The sequence below is a fragment of the Pseudomonas syringae group sp. 26L6 genome (genome assembly GCF_032587815.1).
GTDB classification, from domain to species: Bacteria; Pseudomonadota; Gammaproteobacteria; order Pseudomonadales; family Pseudomonadaceae; genus Aquipseudomonas; species Aquipseudomonas amygdali.
Genome location: NZ_JAWHPJ010000053.1, coordinates 265,109 through 281,678, shown reverse-complemented (window position 1 = coordinate 281,678; position 16,570 = coordinate 265,109). Strand labels below are relative to the sequence as shown.

Annotated in this window: 15 protein-coding genes; 2 read left to right on the top strand and 13 right to left on the bottom strand. The window is 59.5% G+C overall.

The window, feature by feature from the left end; all coding sequences use genetic code 11:
• Positions 1-82 precede the first annotated feature (82 nt).
• Positions 83-496: a DUF4398 domain-containing protein gene (locus tag RYA97_RS21510; RefSeq protein ID WP_004657980.1), complete on the top strand. Its 414-nt coding sequence runs from the start codon at positions 83-85 to the stop codon at positions 494-496.
• Positions 497-554: 58 nt separating this feature from the next.
• The gene (locus tag RYA97_RS21505) at positions 555-1,337 is read left to right on the top strand and encodes an OmpA family protein (protein ID WP_002554755.1); all 783 of its coding nucleotides are present in this window, start codon (positions 555-557) and stop codon (positions 1,335-1,337) included.
• A 77-nt stretch (positions 1,338-1,414) separates the two neighbouring features.
• Here the strand turns inward: RYA97_RS21505 and RYA97_RS21500 are convergent, their stop codons facing one another.
• The 13 genes from RYA97_RS21500 to RYA97_RS21440 all read right to left on the bottom strand — a co-directional run bounded on the left by RYA97_RS21500 (position 1,415) and on the right by RYA97_RS21440 (position 16,421).
• Positions 1,415-1,735, bottom strand: a complete 321-nt coding sequence (locus tag RYA97_RS21500) for a hypothetical protein (RefSeq protein ID WP_002554756.1) — start codon at positions 1,733-1,735, stop codon at positions 1,415-1,417.
• Positions 1,732-2,628 (bottom strand): alpha/beta hydrolase, encoded by an 897-nt coding sequence (locus tag RYA97_RS21495; protein ID WP_005778394.1) that lies wholly within the window; start codon positions 2,626-2,628, stop codon positions 1,732-1,734. The genes RYA97_RS21500 and RYA97_RS21495 overlap by 4 nt, the downstream gene beginning before the upstream one ends.
• 220 nt (positions 2,629-2,848) lie before the next feature.
• Positions 2,849-4,168: a flavohemoglobin expression-modulating QEGLA motif protein gene (locus RYA97_RS21490; RefSeq protein ID WP_011169315.1), complete on the bottom strand. Its 1,320-nt coding sequence runs from the start codon at positions 4,166-4,168 to the stop codon at positions 2,849-2,851.
• 90 nt (positions 4,169-4,258) lie between these two features.
• On the bottom strand, positions 4,259-4,984 hold the full coding sequence (locus RYA97_RS21485) for a TetR/AcrR family transcriptional regulator (protein ID WP_005778392.1): 726 nt from the start codon (positions 4,982-4,984) through the stop codon (positions 4,259-4,261).
• A gap of 77 nt (positions 4,985-5,061) precedes the next feature.
• Positions 5,062-6,564 carry a lysine--tRNA ligase gene (gene lysS / locus RYA97_RS21480; RefSeq protein WP_005732488.1) on the bottom strand — a complete coding sequence of 501 codons (1,503 nt, stop codon included), beginning with the start codon at positions 6,562-6,564 and terminating at the stop codon, positions 5,062-5,064.
• A gap of 69 nt (positions 6,565-6,633) precedes the next feature.
• A protein-coding gene (gene prfB / locus RYA97_RS21475) for a peptide chain release factor 2 (RefSeq protein WP_099259081.1) occupies positions 6,634-7,729 on the bottom strand; the annotation gives its coding sequence in 2 pieces (ribosomal slippage) (positions 6,634-7,656 and positions 7,658-7,729; 1,095 coding nt in all).
• A 117-nt stretch (positions 7,730-7,846) separates the two neighbouring features.
• Positions 7,847-8,851, bottom strand: coding sequence for a PleD family two-component system response regulator (locus RYA97_RS21470; protein ID WP_002554762.1), 1,005 nt, complete (start codon positions 8,849-8,851; stop codon positions 7,847-7,849).
• 45 nt (positions 8,852-8,896) lie between these two features.
• The gene (locus tag RYA97_RS21465) at positions 8,897-9,907 is read right to left on the bottom strand and encodes a chemotaxis response regulator protein-glutamate methylesterase (protein WP_004666042.1); all 1,011 of its coding nucleotides are present in this window, start codon (positions 9,905-9,907) and stop codon (positions 8,897-8,899) included.
• Positions 9,904-12,285 (bottom strand): hybrid sensor histidine kinase/response regulator, encoded by a 2,382-nt coding sequence (locus tag RYA97_RS21460; protein ID WP_005778386.1) that lies wholly within the window; start codon positions 12,283-12,285, stop codon positions 9,904-9,906. The genes RYA97_RS21465 and RYA97_RS21460 overlap by 4 nt, the downstream gene beginning before the upstream one ends.
• Positions 12,282-12,971, bottom strand: coding sequence for a chemotaxis protein CheW (locus RYA97_RS21455; RefSeq protein WP_005743400.1), 690 nt, complete (start codon positions 12,969-12,971; stop codon positions 12,282-12,284). The genes RYA97_RS21460 and RYA97_RS21455 overlap by 4 nt, the downstream gene beginning before the upstream one ends.
• Entirely contained in the window at positions 12,971-14,257 is a 1,287-nt protein-coding gene (locus RYA97_RS21450; protein ID WP_004666044.1) for a CheR family methyltransferase, read from the bottom strand. Before RYA97_RS21450 ends, RYA97_RS21455 begins: the two co-directional genes overlap by 1 nt.
• The gene (locus tag RYA97_RS21445) at positions 14,254-14,790 is read right to left on the bottom strand and encodes a chemotaxis protein CheW (protein ID WP_005743398.1); all 537 of its coding nucleotides are present in this window, start codon (positions 14,788-14,790) and stop codon (positions 14,254-14,256) included. The genes RYA97_RS21450 and RYA97_RS21445 overlap by 4 nt, the downstream gene beginning before the upstream one ends.
• An 8-nt stretch (positions 14,791-14,798) precedes the next feature.
• On the bottom strand, positions 14,799-16,421 hold the full coding sequence (locus RYA97_RS21440) for a methyl-accepting chemotaxis protein (protein ID WP_004657990.1): 1,623 nt from the start codon (positions 16,419-16,421) through the stop codon (positions 14,799-14,801).
• Between the last annotated feature and the right edge of the window lie 149 nt (positions 16,422-16,570).

The following is a 16,570-nucleotide window of genomic DNA, read 5'->3' as shown; positions in this document are numbered from 1 at the left end:
GAAAGGCAGCAGGCGGTTGTACGACCTCATGCCCGGACTTGATGCAACAACTGTCATGGATAACCACGTTCGGAGTCAGACAATGGAGTTGATCACCATGAACACCTTAACTGCCAAAACCAAGTTCAAAGGCCTGCGCGGTCTCAAGCTGGCTGCGCTGGCGCTCGGTAGCACCTTTATTCTCGCCGGTTGCGCAGGTAACCCGCCATCCGAGCAATATGCAGTCTCGCAATCGGCCGTCAACAGCGCCGTCAGCGCTGGCGGTACCGAATTCGCAGCGGTGGAAATGAAGTCGGCTCAGGACAAGCTCAAAGAAGCTGATCTGGCCATGCAGGATCACAAGTACGACGAAGCTCGCCGCCTGGCTGAACAAGCCGAGTGGGACGCTCGTGTAGCAGAGCGCAAATCTCAGGCCGCCAAAGCTGCCAAGGCTGTGCAGGATGCTCGTCAGGGCGTCAACGAACTCCGTGAAGAAGGCCTGCGTCAGGTGCAGTGATTGCCCTGAACCCTTTCTGTTTTCATGAATTCGTAACTGATTAAAGGACGACCATATTATGCGTAAACAATTGATGATCCCTGCTCTGCTGGCCATGAGTGTTGCCCTGGCAGCCTGTGCAACCAAGCCTAACCCTAATCTGGAACAGGCCCGCAGCAACTTCACCGCGCTGCAGACCAACCCGGAAGCTACCAAAGTCGCGGCGCTTGAAACCAAAGACGCCAGCGAATGGCTGGCCAAGGCAGAACAGGCTTTCCGTAACGATGATGACGTCAAGAAAGTTGACCAACTGTCTTATCTGACCAACCAGCGCGTAGAGCTGGCCAAGCAGACCATCGCCCTGCGCACCTCCGAAGCTGCTCTGCAGAATGCTTCTGCCGACCGCGCCAAGGCACGTCTGGAAGCTCGTGATGCTCAGATCGCTGCGCTGAAGAACAGCCTGAACGCCAAGCAGACCGAACGCGGTACGCTGGTGACTTTCGGTGACGTGCTGTTCGACTACAACAAGGCCGATCTGAAGCCGACCGCTCAAGGCGACATCGGCAAGCTGGCTGCTTTCCTTCAGGAAAACCCTGATCGCAAAGTGATCGTTGAAGGCTACACCGACAGCACAGGTTCTGCTTCCTACAACCAGTCGCTGTCCGAGCGCCGCGCCAATTCGGTTCGCATGGCACTGGTACGTATGGGTGTAGATCCAGCACGCGTTGTGACCATGGGTTACGGCAAGGAATATCCGGTTGCTGACAACACCAGCAACTCGGGCCGTGCCATGAACCGTCGTGTGGAAGTCACCATCTCCAACGACAACCAGCCTGTTGCACCGCGCTCGTCGATGAAATAAGCGACTGAGCGGCTGCACTGAAGCCCCGCCTGCGCATACAGGCGGGGCTTTTTAATGCCGAAAATTTATCGCCGTGTTTATTGCTGTGGCGTCTGCTGGCCGATGCACCGCACCGCTTGCCTGTGGTCATCGATCAACACACCTGACAAGCCCTTTCGCGATGTGTCGAACAGCACCAGCACGCCATCAACGCATTGCGCCACCTCGACAGCTGGCGTCGCGGCGATCTTGTAGTCCTCGCCTGGCACGGTCTTGAGCAGAGTGAATTCGCCGAGCAGCAATGCATCCTCAGGCTTTGCGAAGTGCAGGTAGCCGTAAAACCACAGACAGCCGACGGTGCCGATGACTGCACCGACGGCGCTGAGAATCATGCCGTTGACGTTACGGTCGCGGCTCATGGCGCTGGCGGTGTATCGGGGATCGGGTAGTTGGGCACTTGCGCAAGACGACGCAGGCCATTGAAATGCGTCGGGTCGTCCAGATAGCGCAGCATCACCTGACGCCAGAGAGGGTCTGCGAACGTCTGTACATGCTCGCCACGGGTCAGTTGCAATACGCGCGGTGGAGGCGCGGCCTTGTACAGCTCGATACCGTTGGCGAGCGGCACCAGTGTGTCGTCCATGCTGTGAAAGATCAGCATCGGTGTGCCGGCCAATCGTGGCAGGCCGTTGACGGCACTGTCGGCCTCCGGGATCAGCCAGGACAAGGGCGTCTTCAATGGCCAGGTCAGCCACGACTTGCTCAGCGAGTTTCGCGCGACGCTGCGATAGCTGGCCGGCACGCTGTCCAGCACCAACGCCTTGAGCCGCGAGCGCTCCTGCGGGTGTTCTGACAAGTAATGCACCGCCAGCGCTCCACCAATGCTTTGCCCCAGAACCACAAGGGGTTTGCCTTGCACTTGCGGTGCAGTGTTCAACCAGTCGAAAGCGGCCTGAACATCCTGATAGACCGCCGGCAGGCTCGGTTCGCCCTGCGACTCGCCATAGCCACGGTAATCCAGCATCAGCACCTGATAACCCTGCTCGGGCAACCACCAGACGCCACCAAGGTGCCAGGACAGATTGCCGCCGTTGCCATGCAGATGCAGCACCGTACCCTTGACCGGCACACCCTCTTTCGCGGGCAGCCACCAGCCATGCAGGCGTGTACCGTCGGCGGCGGTGAGGTTCACGTCCTGATACTGTAAACGAGCCTTGTCTGGTGTGAACGGAACACCTTGCTCGGGATAGAACAACATCGAACTGCAGCCTGTGAGCGCGAGGACCAGGGTGAAGATGCCGAGCAGTTTCAAATGAGGTTTCCTTGTTGTTTTCATCGCCACATCACTGCCGTGCTGGCGCAGAGCAATGGCACGATAGTTACAAGATTATCGTTCCTCACGCTCCAGCGTGGGAATGCCGTTCTGGACGCTCTGCGTCCGATCCTGACTGTGCAGCGCGGCGCAGATTTGTGACGCCGAGCGTCACCCACTGCGTGCCAACGCGGAGCATTGGCACGATAGTCAGTTCGGCCTACAAAATATTCGAGTAGTCCGCTTCGATACGGTCCAGGCTCAGGTGGTTGAGGAAGTTGGAGAAGCACATCCAGGCCGACAGCGCGTTCATGTCACGGAACTGCTCAGGCAGGTATTTGGGTGCCACTACCAGTCCTTCATCTACCAGTTGGCGCAAGGTACGCATGTCTTCCAGCGTGGTCTTGCCGCAGAACAGCAGCGGCACCTGTTCAAGCTTGCCCTTGCGCACGGCCAGCTGAATGTAGTTGTAGACCATGATGAAACCCTTCAGATAGGACAGGTCTTTAGTGAACGGCAAGCCGTTGGGCACCGAGCCGCGGAATACGCGACTGGCATTACCATAGCTCTCCGACATGCCGAAGCCCTGCTCGCGGTAGAACTCGAATACCTGCAGAAAATCAGCGCCCTGCTCGGCCATGTGAATGGCACGGGTGCGATTGGTCAGTTTGCGCAAACGGCTGGGGTAGGAGGCAAAGGCGATGACTTCCATGAGAATCGCCAGGCCTTCCTGAGTCACCGTCGATGAAGGCGGACCTTTGGAAAGGAACGTACAGATAGGCTGGTTTTGCCCGTTCAACGTGGTGCCGACATGCACCAGCCCTTCGTGAACCTCCAGTGCCCGTACATCCCGCTCGTTGAACATCGCATCGGTGCGAATCTTGATGTAGTCGGCACCGGCAGCCGCGTCGGCGACGATACCGTCAGATTCGAAAACCCGAATGGTCTCCTCGGCTTCACCGAACACACGGTTCAAACGCGATTGCAGCAACGAAACAGCGTCCTTGGCCGTGAGGGTTTTCGGCTCGTCCTTGAGGTCACCACGCCCGGCGATGTTGTTCAGGTAATCCGAGAGCATCAGGCCCAGATCGGCCAGCGTCGGGTCACCGGCGTGAAAGGCATCGGACGCAGCGCCATACAGCTCCTGCGAGATCAGCCCGAAGTCAGGCGTGCCACGCGCTTCAAGCATACGCACCACCATGCGGTACTCACGGCACATGCGGCGCATGATCTGCCCGACCGGGTTGAACTGCCCGAGTTGACGCGTGACATCCCGCTCGATGTTCTGAAACTCTTGTTTCAAGGCGACCGAATCAAAGCCCAGCGGGCGGTTTTCGTAATAGGCACGGTCCACGGCAGGAAGCGCCTTGCCCTTGGCGGCCAGAAACTCCTTGCGAACTGTCTCATCCCATTTAACTGCATCCAGAATGCGAATCGGCGTCTGTGCAACGACGATCCGATCCGATAACGCACGAATAGTCTGTTGATACTCGTCCACCGGTACTCCTTGGCTGGCTGTTTCGCTACTGCTCGGCGGCATGAGAACACGCCACCGCTGGAAAATATCGAAATTGGCAGGGTCGTCAAGCCGTCTGAACCGCCGACCCAGAGCACGTCGAACGAAGTATAGTCACCCTCGAACCGGCTGCGGCGTCCCCAAAACCAGACGCATCTGCCGGGTCAGAATACAGAGCATTTCTTCGTCCGCCTGACGCTGTGGGCCATGCAGCAGGCCTTGATACTCAATGCGCCGGATGAGCCCCGTCAACACCTGAGCATCCTGATAGGGCTGCAACGAGCCAATCACCTGAAAGAACTGACAACTGCCTTGCAGCAGAATTTCCTGATGGGCCATCACCAGCGGGGTCAGACGCGGGTTGATCAGCGCTTCGTGGTAGAACGCCTGCTCGGCGATCAGGTAGTCGCGTCGGGTCAGCAATTGATGCCGGATATGCTCCATCACCATACGCGCAATATCGTCAGCCAGACGAAACCGGTCAGTCGGGCTCCCGGAACTGCGGCTCATCATCTCGCGCAGAATGCCTTCAGTGTTTTGCCACAGCCGCGCCAGATAGTCGGCACTGCGCTGTACATACTGGGCGAAGGCATCGGTCAGCAGATCATCGATGTCCTTGAAGTAATAGGTGGTTGCCGACAGCGGTACGCTGGCTTCGGCGGCCACTGCACGATGGCGCACGGCGCGTACGCCGTCACGCACCACGATACGCATGGCGGCATCGAGAATGACCTGCCTGCGTTGCTCACTGCCTTCGCGGGCCGCCTTGCGGCCTTGATACTTGACACTTTTGGCCACCGCGCTCGCTACTCCGGCGGCCCCTTCTCTGGCAATCGTCACGACAGCTTCCTTTTTGAATCGTCCTGAAAAACACCTAAAAAAAAGCCGCTCATTGAAGGCGGCTATTTTTTCATTGATTACGCTTGCGGGCGCATGTGCGGGAACAGAATGACATCGCGGATCGAAGGCGAGTCGGTGAGCAGCATCACCAACCGATCGATGCCGATCCCTTCACCCGCAGTGGGCGGCATGCCGTATTCCAGCGCACGCACAAAGTCGGCGTCGTAGTGCATGGCTTCGTCGTCACCGGCATCCTTGTCGGCTACCTGAGCCTGGAAGCGTTCGGCCTGATCTTCGGCGTCGTTGAGCTCGGAATAGGCGTTGGCGATTTCACGGCCGCCGATGAACAACTCGAAACGGTCGGTTACGCTCGGGTTTTCGTCATTGCGACGAGCCAGCGGAGACACTTCGAACGGGTACTGAGTAATGAAGTGCGGCTGTTCCAGCTTGTGCTCGACTAGCTCTTCGAAAATCATCACCTGCAATTTGCCCAGGCCTTCGAAGCCGAGCACCTTGGCACCGGCCTTTTTGGCAATGGCACGAGCCTTGTCGACGTCCTGCAGATCGGCAGCGGTCAGATCCGGGTTGTACTTGAGGATCGAGTCGAACACCGAAAGGCGCACAAACGGTTCACCGAAGTGGAACACCTTGTCGCCGTAAGGCACGTCGGTGGTGCCCAGAACCAGTTGAGCCAGTTCGCGGAACAGCTCCTCGGTCAGGTCCATGTTGTCTTCGTAATCGGCGTAGGCCTGGTAGAACTCGAGCATGGTGAACTCGGGGTTGTGCCGGGTCGAAACGCCCTCGTTACGGAAGTTGCGGTTGATCTCGAAAACTTTCTCGAAACCACCGACCACCAGACGCTTGAGGTACAGCTCCGGCGCAATGCGCAGGAACATTTCCATGTCCAGCGCGTTGTGGTGGGTTTCGAACGGCTTGGCTGCCGCACCGCCGGGAATGGTCTGCAGCATCGGCGTTTCGACTTCAAGGAAGTCACGCTTCATCAGGAAGCTGCGGATGTGAGCGATAACCTGCGAGCGCACGCGGAAGGTCTCACGCACGTCTTCGTTAACGATCAGGTCGACGTAACGCTGGCGATAGCGCTGCTCGGTGTCGGTCAGGCCATGGTGCTTGTCGGGCAGCGGACGCAGCGACTTGGTCAGCAGGCGAACGGTGGTCATCTCGACGTACAGGTCGCCCTTGCCGGAGCGTGCCAGGGTGCCTTCGGCAGCAATGATGTCGCCCAGGTCCCAGGTTTTCACCTCGGCCAGGGTTTCTTCAGGCAGGGTCTTGCGGTTGACATAGACCTGAATACGCCCGGTCATGTCCTGGATCACCATGAAAGAGCCACGGTTGAGCATGATGCGACCGGCGACCTTGACCGGAATCGCTGCCTCTGCCAGTTCTTCCTTGGTCTTGTCGACGTACTGTTTCTGCAAGTCGTTGCAGTAGCTGTCGCGGCGGAAGTCGTTGGGGAAGGCCTGACCCTTGGCACGGCCTGCAGCAAGCTTTTCCTTGCGCAGAGCGATCAGGGTGTTTTCTTCCTGTTGCAGGGCTTGCGGGTCGAGTTGTTGGTCGCTCATGTCTTTAAATATTCCATCACAGGTTCGCCCTCGTCTTGCGACGAGGGACTTGAGGTGTCGGCTGACGGTTTACAGCCCTTGCTTGAGGCTCGCGATCAGGTATTCGTCGATATCGCCATCAAGCACCTTGTCGCAGTCGCTGCGTTCGATGTTGGTCCGCAGGTCCTTGATACGCGAGGCGTCCAGTACATAGGAACGAATCTGATGACCCCAACCGATATCGGACTTGGTGTCTTCGAGCGCCTGGGACGCTGCATTGCGCTTCTGCACTTCCTGCTCATACAAACGGGCCCGCAGCATTTTCATGGCGGTGTCCTTGTTCGCATGCTGGGAACGTTCGTTCTGGCAACTGACCACGGTGTTGGTCGGAACGTGGGTGATACGAACCGCCGAGTCTGTGGTGTTTACGTGCTGACCACCGGCCCCGGAGGAGCGGTAGGTATCGATGCGCAGGTCCGACGGGTTGATGTCGATTTCGATGTTGTCATCGATTTCTGGCGAAACGAACACGGCCGAGAACGAGGTGTGGCGACGGTTGCCGGAGTCGAACGGGCTCTTGCGCACCAGACGGTGAACGCCGATCTCGGTACGCAGCCAGCCAAAGGCGTATTCACCCTTGATGTGCACGGTAGCGCCCTTGATACCAGCGACTTCACCGGCAGACAGCTCCATGATGGTGGCGTCGAAACCGCGCTTGTCAGCCCAACGCAGGTACATGCGCAGCAGAATGTTGGCCCAGTCCTGCGCTTCGGTGCCGCCGGAACCGGCCTGGATATCCAGGTAGGCGTTGTTGGGGTCCATCTCGCCACTGAACATGCGACGGAATTCGAGCTTTTCCAGCGATTCGCGCAGGCGCTCGACTTCGGCAGCGACGTCATCAACGGCGGCCTGGTCTTCTTCTTCGGCAGACATCAGCAACAGGTCTTTGGCATCGGCCAGACCCGAGGACATTTCGTCCAGGGTTTCTACGATCTGCGCCAGCAGGGAGCGCTCACGCCCCAGTTCCTGGGCGTAGGTCGGGTTGTTCCAGACGTTTGGATCTTCGAGCTCGCGGTTGACTTCGGTCAGACGATCATGTTTGTGATCGTAGTCAAAGATACCCCCGAATGGTTTCGGAGCGCTCGGACAAATCCTTGATGCTGTTTAGGATCGGGTTGATTTCCATGGTAGGCAGCACTCGCAGGCGAAATTTTCAAAGCCGACGAGTATACCCCAGGCAAGACCACGAAAGCAGCCCGTCGAGCAGGCGTTGTGAGGCCTATTTTACCGGTCACTGGCGGCGTCAGCCTGCCGCAACCTGATTGCGTCCATTGTTCTTGGCCAGATAAAGCCCCTTGTCGGCATCCAGAATCAGCTGACGGCTGTGCATCCCGACCTGCGGCGTCACGGTAGCGACGCCAATACTTACGGTAAGGCTGGAACCCGGCGTTGGAGCGATATGCGGGATGTTCATGCCTGACACGCTCTGGCGCAGTTTTTCAGCCAGCAGACGCGCCCCGCCCGGAGAGGTATTGGGCAGGACCATGGCAAACTCCTCGCCGCCGTAGCGCGCGGGCAAGTCGGACGGGCGACTGCAACTGTTGCGGATGGCTTTCGCCACTTGACGCAGGGCCTCGTCGCCCTCCAGGTGCCCGAAGTTGTCGTTGTAAGCCTTGAAGTAGTCGACATCGATCATCAGCAGCGACAACTGCGCCTGATCGCGAATGGCACGTCGCCACTCCAGCTCGAGGTACTCATCGAAATGGCGGCGATTGGACAGCCCCGTCAGGCCATCGGAGTTCATAAGGCGTTGCAGCACCAGGTTGGTGTCAAGCAACTGTTGCTGGCTGACCCGCAGGGCACGATAGGCCTCGTCACGCTGCAACAGTGTCATATAGGAGCGCGAGTGGTAGCGAATGCGCGCCACCAGTTCGATGTTGTCCGGCAGTTTGACCAGATAATCGTTGGCCCCGGCCGAGAACGCGGCGCTCTTGATCAGCGGGTCTTCCTTGGTGGACAACACGATGATCGGGATATCGCGGGTCAACGGGTTGCTGCGGTACTCGCGAACCAGCGTCAGACCGTCCAGGCCCGGCATGACCAGATCCTGAAGAATCACGGTCGGTTTGATCTGCACGGCCTGGGCAATTGCCTGATGCGGGTCGGCGCAAAAGTGGAAGTCGATCGATTCGTGGCCAGCCAGCCCACGCCGGACAGCCTCGCCAATCATGGCCTGATCATCAACCAGAAGCACCATGGCGGTGTTCTCATCCGGGGTCTTGATCTCATCCGTCTGCAGGTCATGCATAGTGTTTCTCCTGATCGCCGACCACAGGTGAATGCACCTGAGCAGTCATTGAGTAAATACCTCGACCAAGCGAGGGGCAATGGCGGGCAGCGGACGTATCTCAACAGCAGCATCAATGGCTGCAGCCGCTTTGGGCATGCCATACACAGCAGAACTGGCCTGATCCTGGGCGATGGTCAGAAAACCTCGCTCCCGCATTGCCTTGAGTCCCTGCGCACCATCGCGCCCCATGCCGGTCAGTAGAACGCCGACTGCCTCACCACTCCAATAACGGGTTACGCTCTCGAAAAACACATCGATCGAGGGCCTGTAGACTTCATTCACTGGCTCTGCGGTATACGCCAGCGTACCGTCCTTGAGCAAACGAATATGATGATTGGTTCCGGCCAGCAGCACCACCCCTGGCTGCGGCGTTTCGCCTTCCTTTGCCAACCGCACGGGCAGGCCGGAAGCGGAACTCAACCACTCCGCCATACCGGCCGCGAACACCTGATCAACATGCTGCACAAGGACGATCGCTGCCGGAAAGCTCACCGGAAGCCCCTTCAGGAGGATCTCCAGCGCCGCGGGGCCGCCCGCCGAGGAGCCGATGGCAACGAGCCTGTCGCGCCTAGCCGGCTCCGATCTCGGCGCAGCCACCACATGCTCGCGGCCGACACGCTGACCGATCAGCCAGTCGATATTGAGTATCTTGCGCAGCAGGGGTGCTGCCGCCTCTTTGGGGTTAGGACCGCCGATGGCAGGCGTATCCACCACATCCAGCGCACCATGCCCCATCGCTTCGAATACGCGACGCATGTTCTGCTCGCGGTCGACGGTCACGATGACAATAGCGCAGGGTGTTTCGGCCATGATCCGACGGGTGGCCTCTACGCCATCCATCACCGGCATGATCAGGTCCATCAGGATCAGGTCCGGGGTCTGCTCGACGCAGCGCTGCACGGCATCGGCACCATTGGACGCCACCCATATGATCTGGTGCGCGGGCTCGAAGGCCAGCGCGCGACGCAGGGCTTCGATGGCCATGGGCATGTCGTTGACGATGGCAATCTTCATCCTTGCGCGTCTCCTATCAATTCGACAACAGCGTCGAGCAAGGCATCATCGTGGAAACTGGCTTTGGCCAGGTAGTAATCCGCTCCGGCGTCCAGGCCGCGGCGTCGGTCTTCTTCACGATCCTTGTAGGAAACAACCATGACCGGCAATGACTGCAAACGGGTATCACGGCGCAGCAACGTCACCAGTTCTATACCGTCCATGCGCGGCATGTCGATGTCGGTGATGAGCAGATCGAAGTCCCCGGCACGCAGGGCATTCCAGCCGTCCATCCCGTCCACGGCAACCGATACTTCGTAACCGCGACCGACCAGCAGCTTGCGTTCCAGCTCGCGAACAGTCAAAGAGTCATCGACCACGAGAACCCGTTTACGCGATACAGGGTCGACCTGACGGTTGCGCCGGTCAATACGCTCCAGGCGTCCGGTATTCAGGAGTTTTTCCACCGAGCGCAGCATGTCTTCTACATCAACGATCAACACCACCGAACCGTCATCGAGCAAGGCCCCCGCCGAAACGTCCTGAACCTTGCCCAGCCGCGCATCGAGCGGCATCACCACCAGCGTACGCTCACCGATGAAGCGTTCGACGGCTACGCCATAAACTGCATCACGCTCGCGAATAACCACAACCTTGAGCGCTTCGCCGGCATTCTGGGCGGGCGGCCGATTCAATAACTGACTGGCCGAGACCAGACCGACATGGCGCTCTTCATCCCAGAAGTGCTGACGCCCTTCCAGTTGCAAAATATCATCCGGCTGCAAGTCGCGCATGCGCTCGATATGGGCCAGAGGGAAGGCATAGGCTTCTCCGCCCACTTCCACCACCAGGCTACGCACTACTGAAAGCGTCAGCGGCATTTCAATCCTGAAACGACTGCCCTCGCCCGTCCACTGCTGCAGCTCGACACTGCCGTGCATCTGGCGAACCATATGCTGCACAGCATCAAGCCCGACACCACGACCGGAAATTTGCGTGACCTTGTCGCGCATGCTGAAACCCGGCAGAAACAGAAAACTCAGCAGTTCCTCCTCGCTCAACTGCGCGGCGGTTTCTGCTGGCGAAAGCTTGCGTTCAACAATGCTCTGGCGCAAACGCTCCAGGTCTACGCCGCCACCGTCGTCACTCAACTCAACGACCAGCAAACCAGCCTGATGCGATGCCTGCAGACGAATCAGACCTTCAGGGTCCTTGCCCGACGCCGCGCGTTTTTCGGGCGACTCGATGCCGTGGTCCACCGCGTTGCGCAACAGATGGGTCAGCGGCGCATCAAGCTTTTCCAGTACATCGCGGTCGACCTGGGTCTTCTCCCCTTCGATCTGCAGACGTACCTGTTTACCCAACTCACGCCCCAGATCGCGGACCATGCGCGCCTGACCGTTCAGCACATCGGCGAAGGGCCGCATGCGGCAGGCCAGTGCGGTGTCATACAGCAGCTGCGCGCGCTGCGCCGACTGCCAGCCAAACTCATCCAGCTCTGCGGTTTGCTGGACCAGCACCTGTTGCGCCTGGGACAACAGGTTGCGTGCATCTTCCAGGGCTTTTTGCACATCAGCCGGGGGGCCTTCTTCGCCAAAGCTCGCACCCAGCACTTCAAGCGCGCGGTCGCTGCTGCTTTGCAAGCGTTTGAGGCGCTGCATACCGGCCAACAGCGGCTTGAGTCGCTGGGTCTCGACCAGCGATTTGCTGGACATGTCCAGCAGCCCGTTCAAACGCTCGGCAGTGACCCGCAATACACGCTCGCCGCCCTCGGCCACTCGACGTTCACGCAAGGGGGTAAAAGGTGCTTCCGGTTCCGGAGCCGGAGCCGGCTTGGCGGCGGACCTGGATGGCGGACGCGGCTCTGCTGTCAGTGGATCAGGGACAGGGTTGATTACTGGCTCAGCCCCTTGGGCTGAAGACTCAAGCTGCTGCATCGCGCTGGCCAGCAATGCGTCCGAGGCCGGGTCAGGCAGCGGCGTATTGACCGTGCGCGCTGCGCCAGCACCGGAGGCCAGCAGCGCGTTGAGCCTTTCAACATAACTGTCGATATCGGGCTGACCGACGCTATTACCGCCTGGCGTAGCGATACGCATCAACAGGTCAGTGCCGGACAGCAGCGCATCAATGTGCTCGGCCTGCAGCAATAGACGGCCTTCTTGCGCGCTGACCAGACAGTCTTCCATCACATGCGCAACGCTCACCCCGAAATCGACGCCGACAATGCGCGCCGCGCCCTTGAGCGAATGTGCCGCCCGCATGCAGGCTTCCAGCTGATCCGCCTGGGTCGGGTTACGCTCAAGCGCCAGCAGGCCTGCACTCAATACCTGGGTCTGCGCATCGGCTTCCAGCGTGAACAGTTCAAACAGTGAGGCGTCACGCATTTGATCTGGCGTCATGTAAGGCTCCGGTGCACCGCCGACAACAACTCTTCTTCGTCCAGCCAACGCAGGCTTCGGCCTTTCCATTGCAGAACGCCGCGAGTAAAACGGGCGTTGGCATGAGTACCGGACGCAGAAGCAGCTTCCAGCTCACGCTCGTCAATGGCGTGAATGCCGTCTACCTCGTCCACCGGTACCACGACCGGGCCGCCTTCAGCGGCAACGATCAACATGCGTGGAACCACCCGCGCCGACTGGTCACTCGCTGCATTGCTGTCCAGCCCTAGCAGCTCGACCAGCGATATGCACGCTACCAGAGCACCCCGTACGTTGGCGACACCCAGCATCGCACGCGAGCGCTGGTGCGGCAGCGAATGGATGGTCTGGCTGGGGGCGACCTCCGAGAGGCAGCGGGAAGCCAGCCCCAGCCACTCTTCGCCAAGACGAAATACCAGGATGGAGCGGGTCTGTATGTCCCGCAGCAATACAGAGCCCTGAAACTGCTCATGCGATTCCTGGGCCAGTGCGTAGCGGTCCAGCAGACGAGTGGCCGCCGCAGAATAAACCGCGCAGTTGCGACAGTGGATGTGCTCTCCAAGCAACGGGCAGGAACGATCACCGTGAATACCGATACGGTTCCAGCAGTCATCGATATCCAGGGCTTGGTCATGGGTAAGACTGGAAAAACCGGACACACCCGTCATCAATGGTTTCCTTGTTTATTCGCGCCACGTGCAGCGCGGTCCTGCAAGCGCCGGGCCCCGGCACTGTCGCCCTGGGCGGCCAGCAACGCAGCCAGTTGGGCCAGCGATTCGGAGTGCTGCGGTTGCAGGTACAACGCCTTGCGATAGAAACCCTGAGCCTGCGCCACGCTGCCTTCTACTTCGCTGAGCAGGCCCAGCCAGTAAAACACCTGTGCAACCGGCTCATGCTGTTGCAGATAGCGCTCGCAGGCAGCCCGCGCCTCGGCACTTTTGCCTTCGTTGGCCAGGCCGGCAATCCTGTCGAGCAGCGCCGAAACCTCGCTATTGCCAGTGACAGCAACCGGCTTGACGATGGGCGCAAACGCTGCGGACGTTCGTGCGACAGGTCGTGGCGCAGGCGCTCTGGCAGGTGCATCGGGGGCCGGGCGCGGTGCAACCGGGGCGGCTACCGGAGCCGGGGTCCAAGCCGGAGCCGGAGCTGTCGGTTCGATTGGCGCATGCCGGAAGGCAAATGATTGCGCAATACCGATCGAGCGCATGCCAATACCTGCCAGCAGGTTGCCCTCCGCCGGCCCGATGAACAGCAGGCCGTCTTCCCGGGTCAGTTGCTTGAGGACCTTGAACACATGTTGCTGGGTCTGCCGATCAAAATAGATCACCAGATTGCGGCAGAAAACGATGTCATAGGCGACCTGCGAAGCCAGTTTCGGATCGAGCAGGTTGCCAGCCTGAAAACTCACACAGGCGCGCACACTGTCGGCGATTTCAAACCCGTCAGCGACCGGGTTGAAATACCGCTCGCGAAAACCGGTGTCGCTGCCCCGGAACGAGTTCTTGCCATAGATGCCGTGCTCGGCCTTGGCAATCGAAACAGGGCTGATATCAATGGCATCAACCTTGAACTGCCTGGCATCGACTCCCGCATCGAATAACGCCATGGCAATCGAATAGGGTTCCTCGCCGGTCGAGCACGGCAGGCTGAGAATACGCAACGGGCGCACACCGGCAAGGCTGGCTATACGTTCACGGGCCAGCATGCCCAGTGTGACGAACGATTCCGGGTAGCGAAAAAACCAGGTTTCGGGAACGATCACCGCCTCGATCAGCGCCTGCTGTTCTTGAGGCGATGACACCAGAAGATGCCAGTACGCATCACTGTCGGGGCAATGGGCGGCCGTCGCACGCTGACGCAAGGCACGCTCGATGATCGCCTCGCCGACCGAGGTCACATCCAGCCCGATACGCTCCTTGAGAAAGCTGAAGAAGCGTGAATCGTCGACCTTCATGGCGCGTCCTCAAGCAGTTCAAGGTCGATTGGCGGCACCGGGTACAACAACTCGCGAACCGGCTCGCTCAACAGTTCCTGAACGTGAATCCATTGCAGCAGCCCCTGCTCATCCTCCCGAACCGGCCCCAGGTAAGGTGACAGGCGATTGTCCAGCCCGTACGCCTTGAACTGTGACACCGGGCAACGCAGCGTTTCGGTGGCCTGCTCCAGAATCAGCCCGAGTAATTGCGCCGGATGCGCGTCGTCGTGCCGATAATGCACCAGAACCATGCGGGTGCTGGTGCGCGAGCGCGCTGGCTGACCGGAGTTCAGCGCACTGATGTCAATCACCGGCACGATCTCGCCGCGATGGGCAAAGATCCCCGACACCCAGTGCGGAGCCTGGGCAATTGCCTTGAGTTTCACGCGAGGCAGGATCTCGGCAATCTCTGTCGCGTCCAGTGCATAGCGGTCTTCGCCGATGCAAAACAGCAGAAAGAGTTTGCTGGTGGTCAGTGGCGTGCCGTTGCGCCTCGGCGATTGATCCGTCATTGGAGTGTTCAGACCTTGAATCGCGAAACGCCACCGCGCAGCCCGACCGCGACCTGACTCAACTCGTCGATGGCGAAACTGGCTTGACGCAGAGACTCGACGGTCTGGCTGCTGGCATCCGCCAGTTGCACCAGCGCCTGATTGATCTGTTCGGCACCGGTAGCCTGAGCCTGCATACCTTCATTGACCATCAGCACACGTGGCGCCAACGCCTGTACCTGCTGAATGATCTGCGACAACTGCTCGCCGACCTGAGTGACCTCGAACATGCCACGGCGCACTTCTTCGGAAAACTTGTCCATGCCCATAACGCCTGCGGAAACCGCCGACTGGATTTCCCGCACCATTTGTTCAATGTCATAGGTGGCGACAGCGGTCTGGTCGGCGAGGCGCCGCACTTCGGTGGCGACCACCGCGAAACCACGGCCGTACTCACCCGCCTTCTCGGCCTCGATGGCTGCGTTAAGCGACAGCAGGTTGGTCTGGTCGGCCACCTTGACGATGGTAACGACGACCTGATTGATGTTGCCGGCCTTCTCGTTGAGGATCGCCAGCTTGGCGTTGACCAGGTTGGCAGCGCCCATTACCTGATGCATGGTGTCTTCCATGCGTGCCAGCCCCTGCTGGCCGGAACCGGCGAGAATCGACGCCTGATCTGCTGCCGAGGTGACTTCGGTCATGGTTCGCACCAGGTCGCGCGAGGTGGCAGCAATTTCCCGCGAGGTTGCGCCGATCTCGGTGGTGGTTGCCGCGGTCTCGGTAGCGGTGGCCTGCTGCTGACGGGAAGTCGCAGCGATTTCAGTGACAGAAGTCGTTACCTGCACCGAAGAACGCTGGGCCTGCGCAACCAGCGCAGTCAGCTCGGTCATCATGTCGTTGAAGCCGGTTTCGACCGCATTGAACTCGTCCTTGCGGGACAGGTTCAGGCGGGTGCTCAGATCTCCGGTACGCATGATGTCCAGAATCCGCACGATCAGTTGCATCGGTGCCATGATCGAACGCATCAGCAGCAACCCGCAGGCCGCAGCCGCCAGCACTGCCACCAGCAGCGACAGGATCATGCTGATCTTGGCAGCCAGCACGGCATTGACGATATTGGCGGTAGCCTGATCAGCCAACTGCTTGTTGGCGACAATCAGGTCGTTGAGCTGCTTGCGGCCCGTGAGCCAGACCGGGTTGACCTCGCCATAGAACTCGGCGCGCGCACCGGCATAATCGCCGCGATCATACTTGGCGTGGACCTCGGCAAGCATGCGCGAGTAGGCCTCGCGGCGTTTTTCAAAAAGCGCAAAACTGTCGCGGTCTGCGTTATCGAAAATGGACTTTTTGTAGCCGTCCATCTGCGCCTGCAGGTTCTCGTCAAAAGCCTGAAACTGGTCTTTTTCCTGCTTGGTCATCGCACGCGCTTCGCCTTCGGCAATCAGCTCCAGCGTACGGATATAACTTTCCCCCCACGCGCTACGCACCAGAGTGCTGTAGTAGACGCCAGGCAGCGCATCGAGACGGACCTCTTCCTCACTGGACTCGATGGACAACAGCCGTGAATAAGATACAACGACCATCAGCAGCATGATTGCGATGATGACGGCGAAACTCGCCAGAATCCGTTGGCGCAAAGTCCAGTTCTTCACAGTCAGCCCTCAAGAGTTCAACGACGGCATCGGGCCGTGTTCAAGAAGCGGACCGACGAGCGGTCCAAGCGGCGTGAGTATAGCCCAGCCGTCAACGGGTACACGGGGAATGAAAAACCAAATCATCGCACCTGCTCATTAACCCGCTT

Excerpts from the sequence above, each read along its gene's own strand:
- RYA97_RS21510 (WP_004657980.1), top strand. The coding sequence starts at position 83 with ATGGAGTTGATCACCATGAACACCTTAACTGCCAAAACCAAGTTCAAA.
- RYA97_RS21505 (WP_002554755.1), top strand. The coding sequence starts at position 555 with ATGCGTAAACAATTGATGATCCCTGCTCTGCTGGCCATGAGTGTTGCC.
- RYA97_RS21500 (WP_002554756.1), bottom strand. The coding sequence starts at position 1,735 with ATGAGCCGCGACCGTAACGTCAACGGCATGATTCTCAGCGCCGTCGGT.
- RYA97_RS21490 (WP_011169315.1), bottom strand. The coding sequence starts at position 4,168 with ATGCCGCCGAGCAGTAGCGAAACAGCCAGCCAAGGAGTACCGGTGGAC.
- lysS (WP_005732488.1), bottom strand. The coding sequence starts at position 6,564 with ATGAGCGACCAACAACTCGACCCGCAAGCCCTGCAACAGGAAGAAAAC.
- RYA97_RS21470 (WP_002554762.1), bottom strand. The coding sequence starts at position 8,851 with ATGCATGACCTGCAGACGGATGAGATCAAGACCCCGGATGAGAACACC.
- RYA97_RS21465 (WP_004666042.1), bottom strand. The coding sequence starts at position 9,907 with ATGAAGATTGCCATCGTCAACGACATGCCCATGGCCATCGAAGCCCTG.
- RYA97_RS21460 (WP_005778386.1), bottom strand. The coding sequence starts at position 12,285 with ATGACGCCAGATCAAATGCGTGACGCCTCACTGTTTGAACTGTTCACG.
- RYA97_RS21455 (WP_005743400.1), bottom strand. The coding sequence starts at position 12,971 with ATGACGGGTGTGTCCGGTTTTTCCAGTCTTACCCATGACCAAGCCCTG.
- RYA97_RS21450 (WP_004666044.1), bottom strand. The coding sequence starts at position 14,257 with ATGAAGGTCGACGATTCACGCTTCTTCAGCTTTCTCAAGGAGCGTATC.
- RYA97_RS21445 (WP_005743398.1), bottom strand. The coding sequence starts at position 14,790 with ATGACGGATCAATCGCCGAGGCGCAACGGCACGCCACTGACCACCAGC.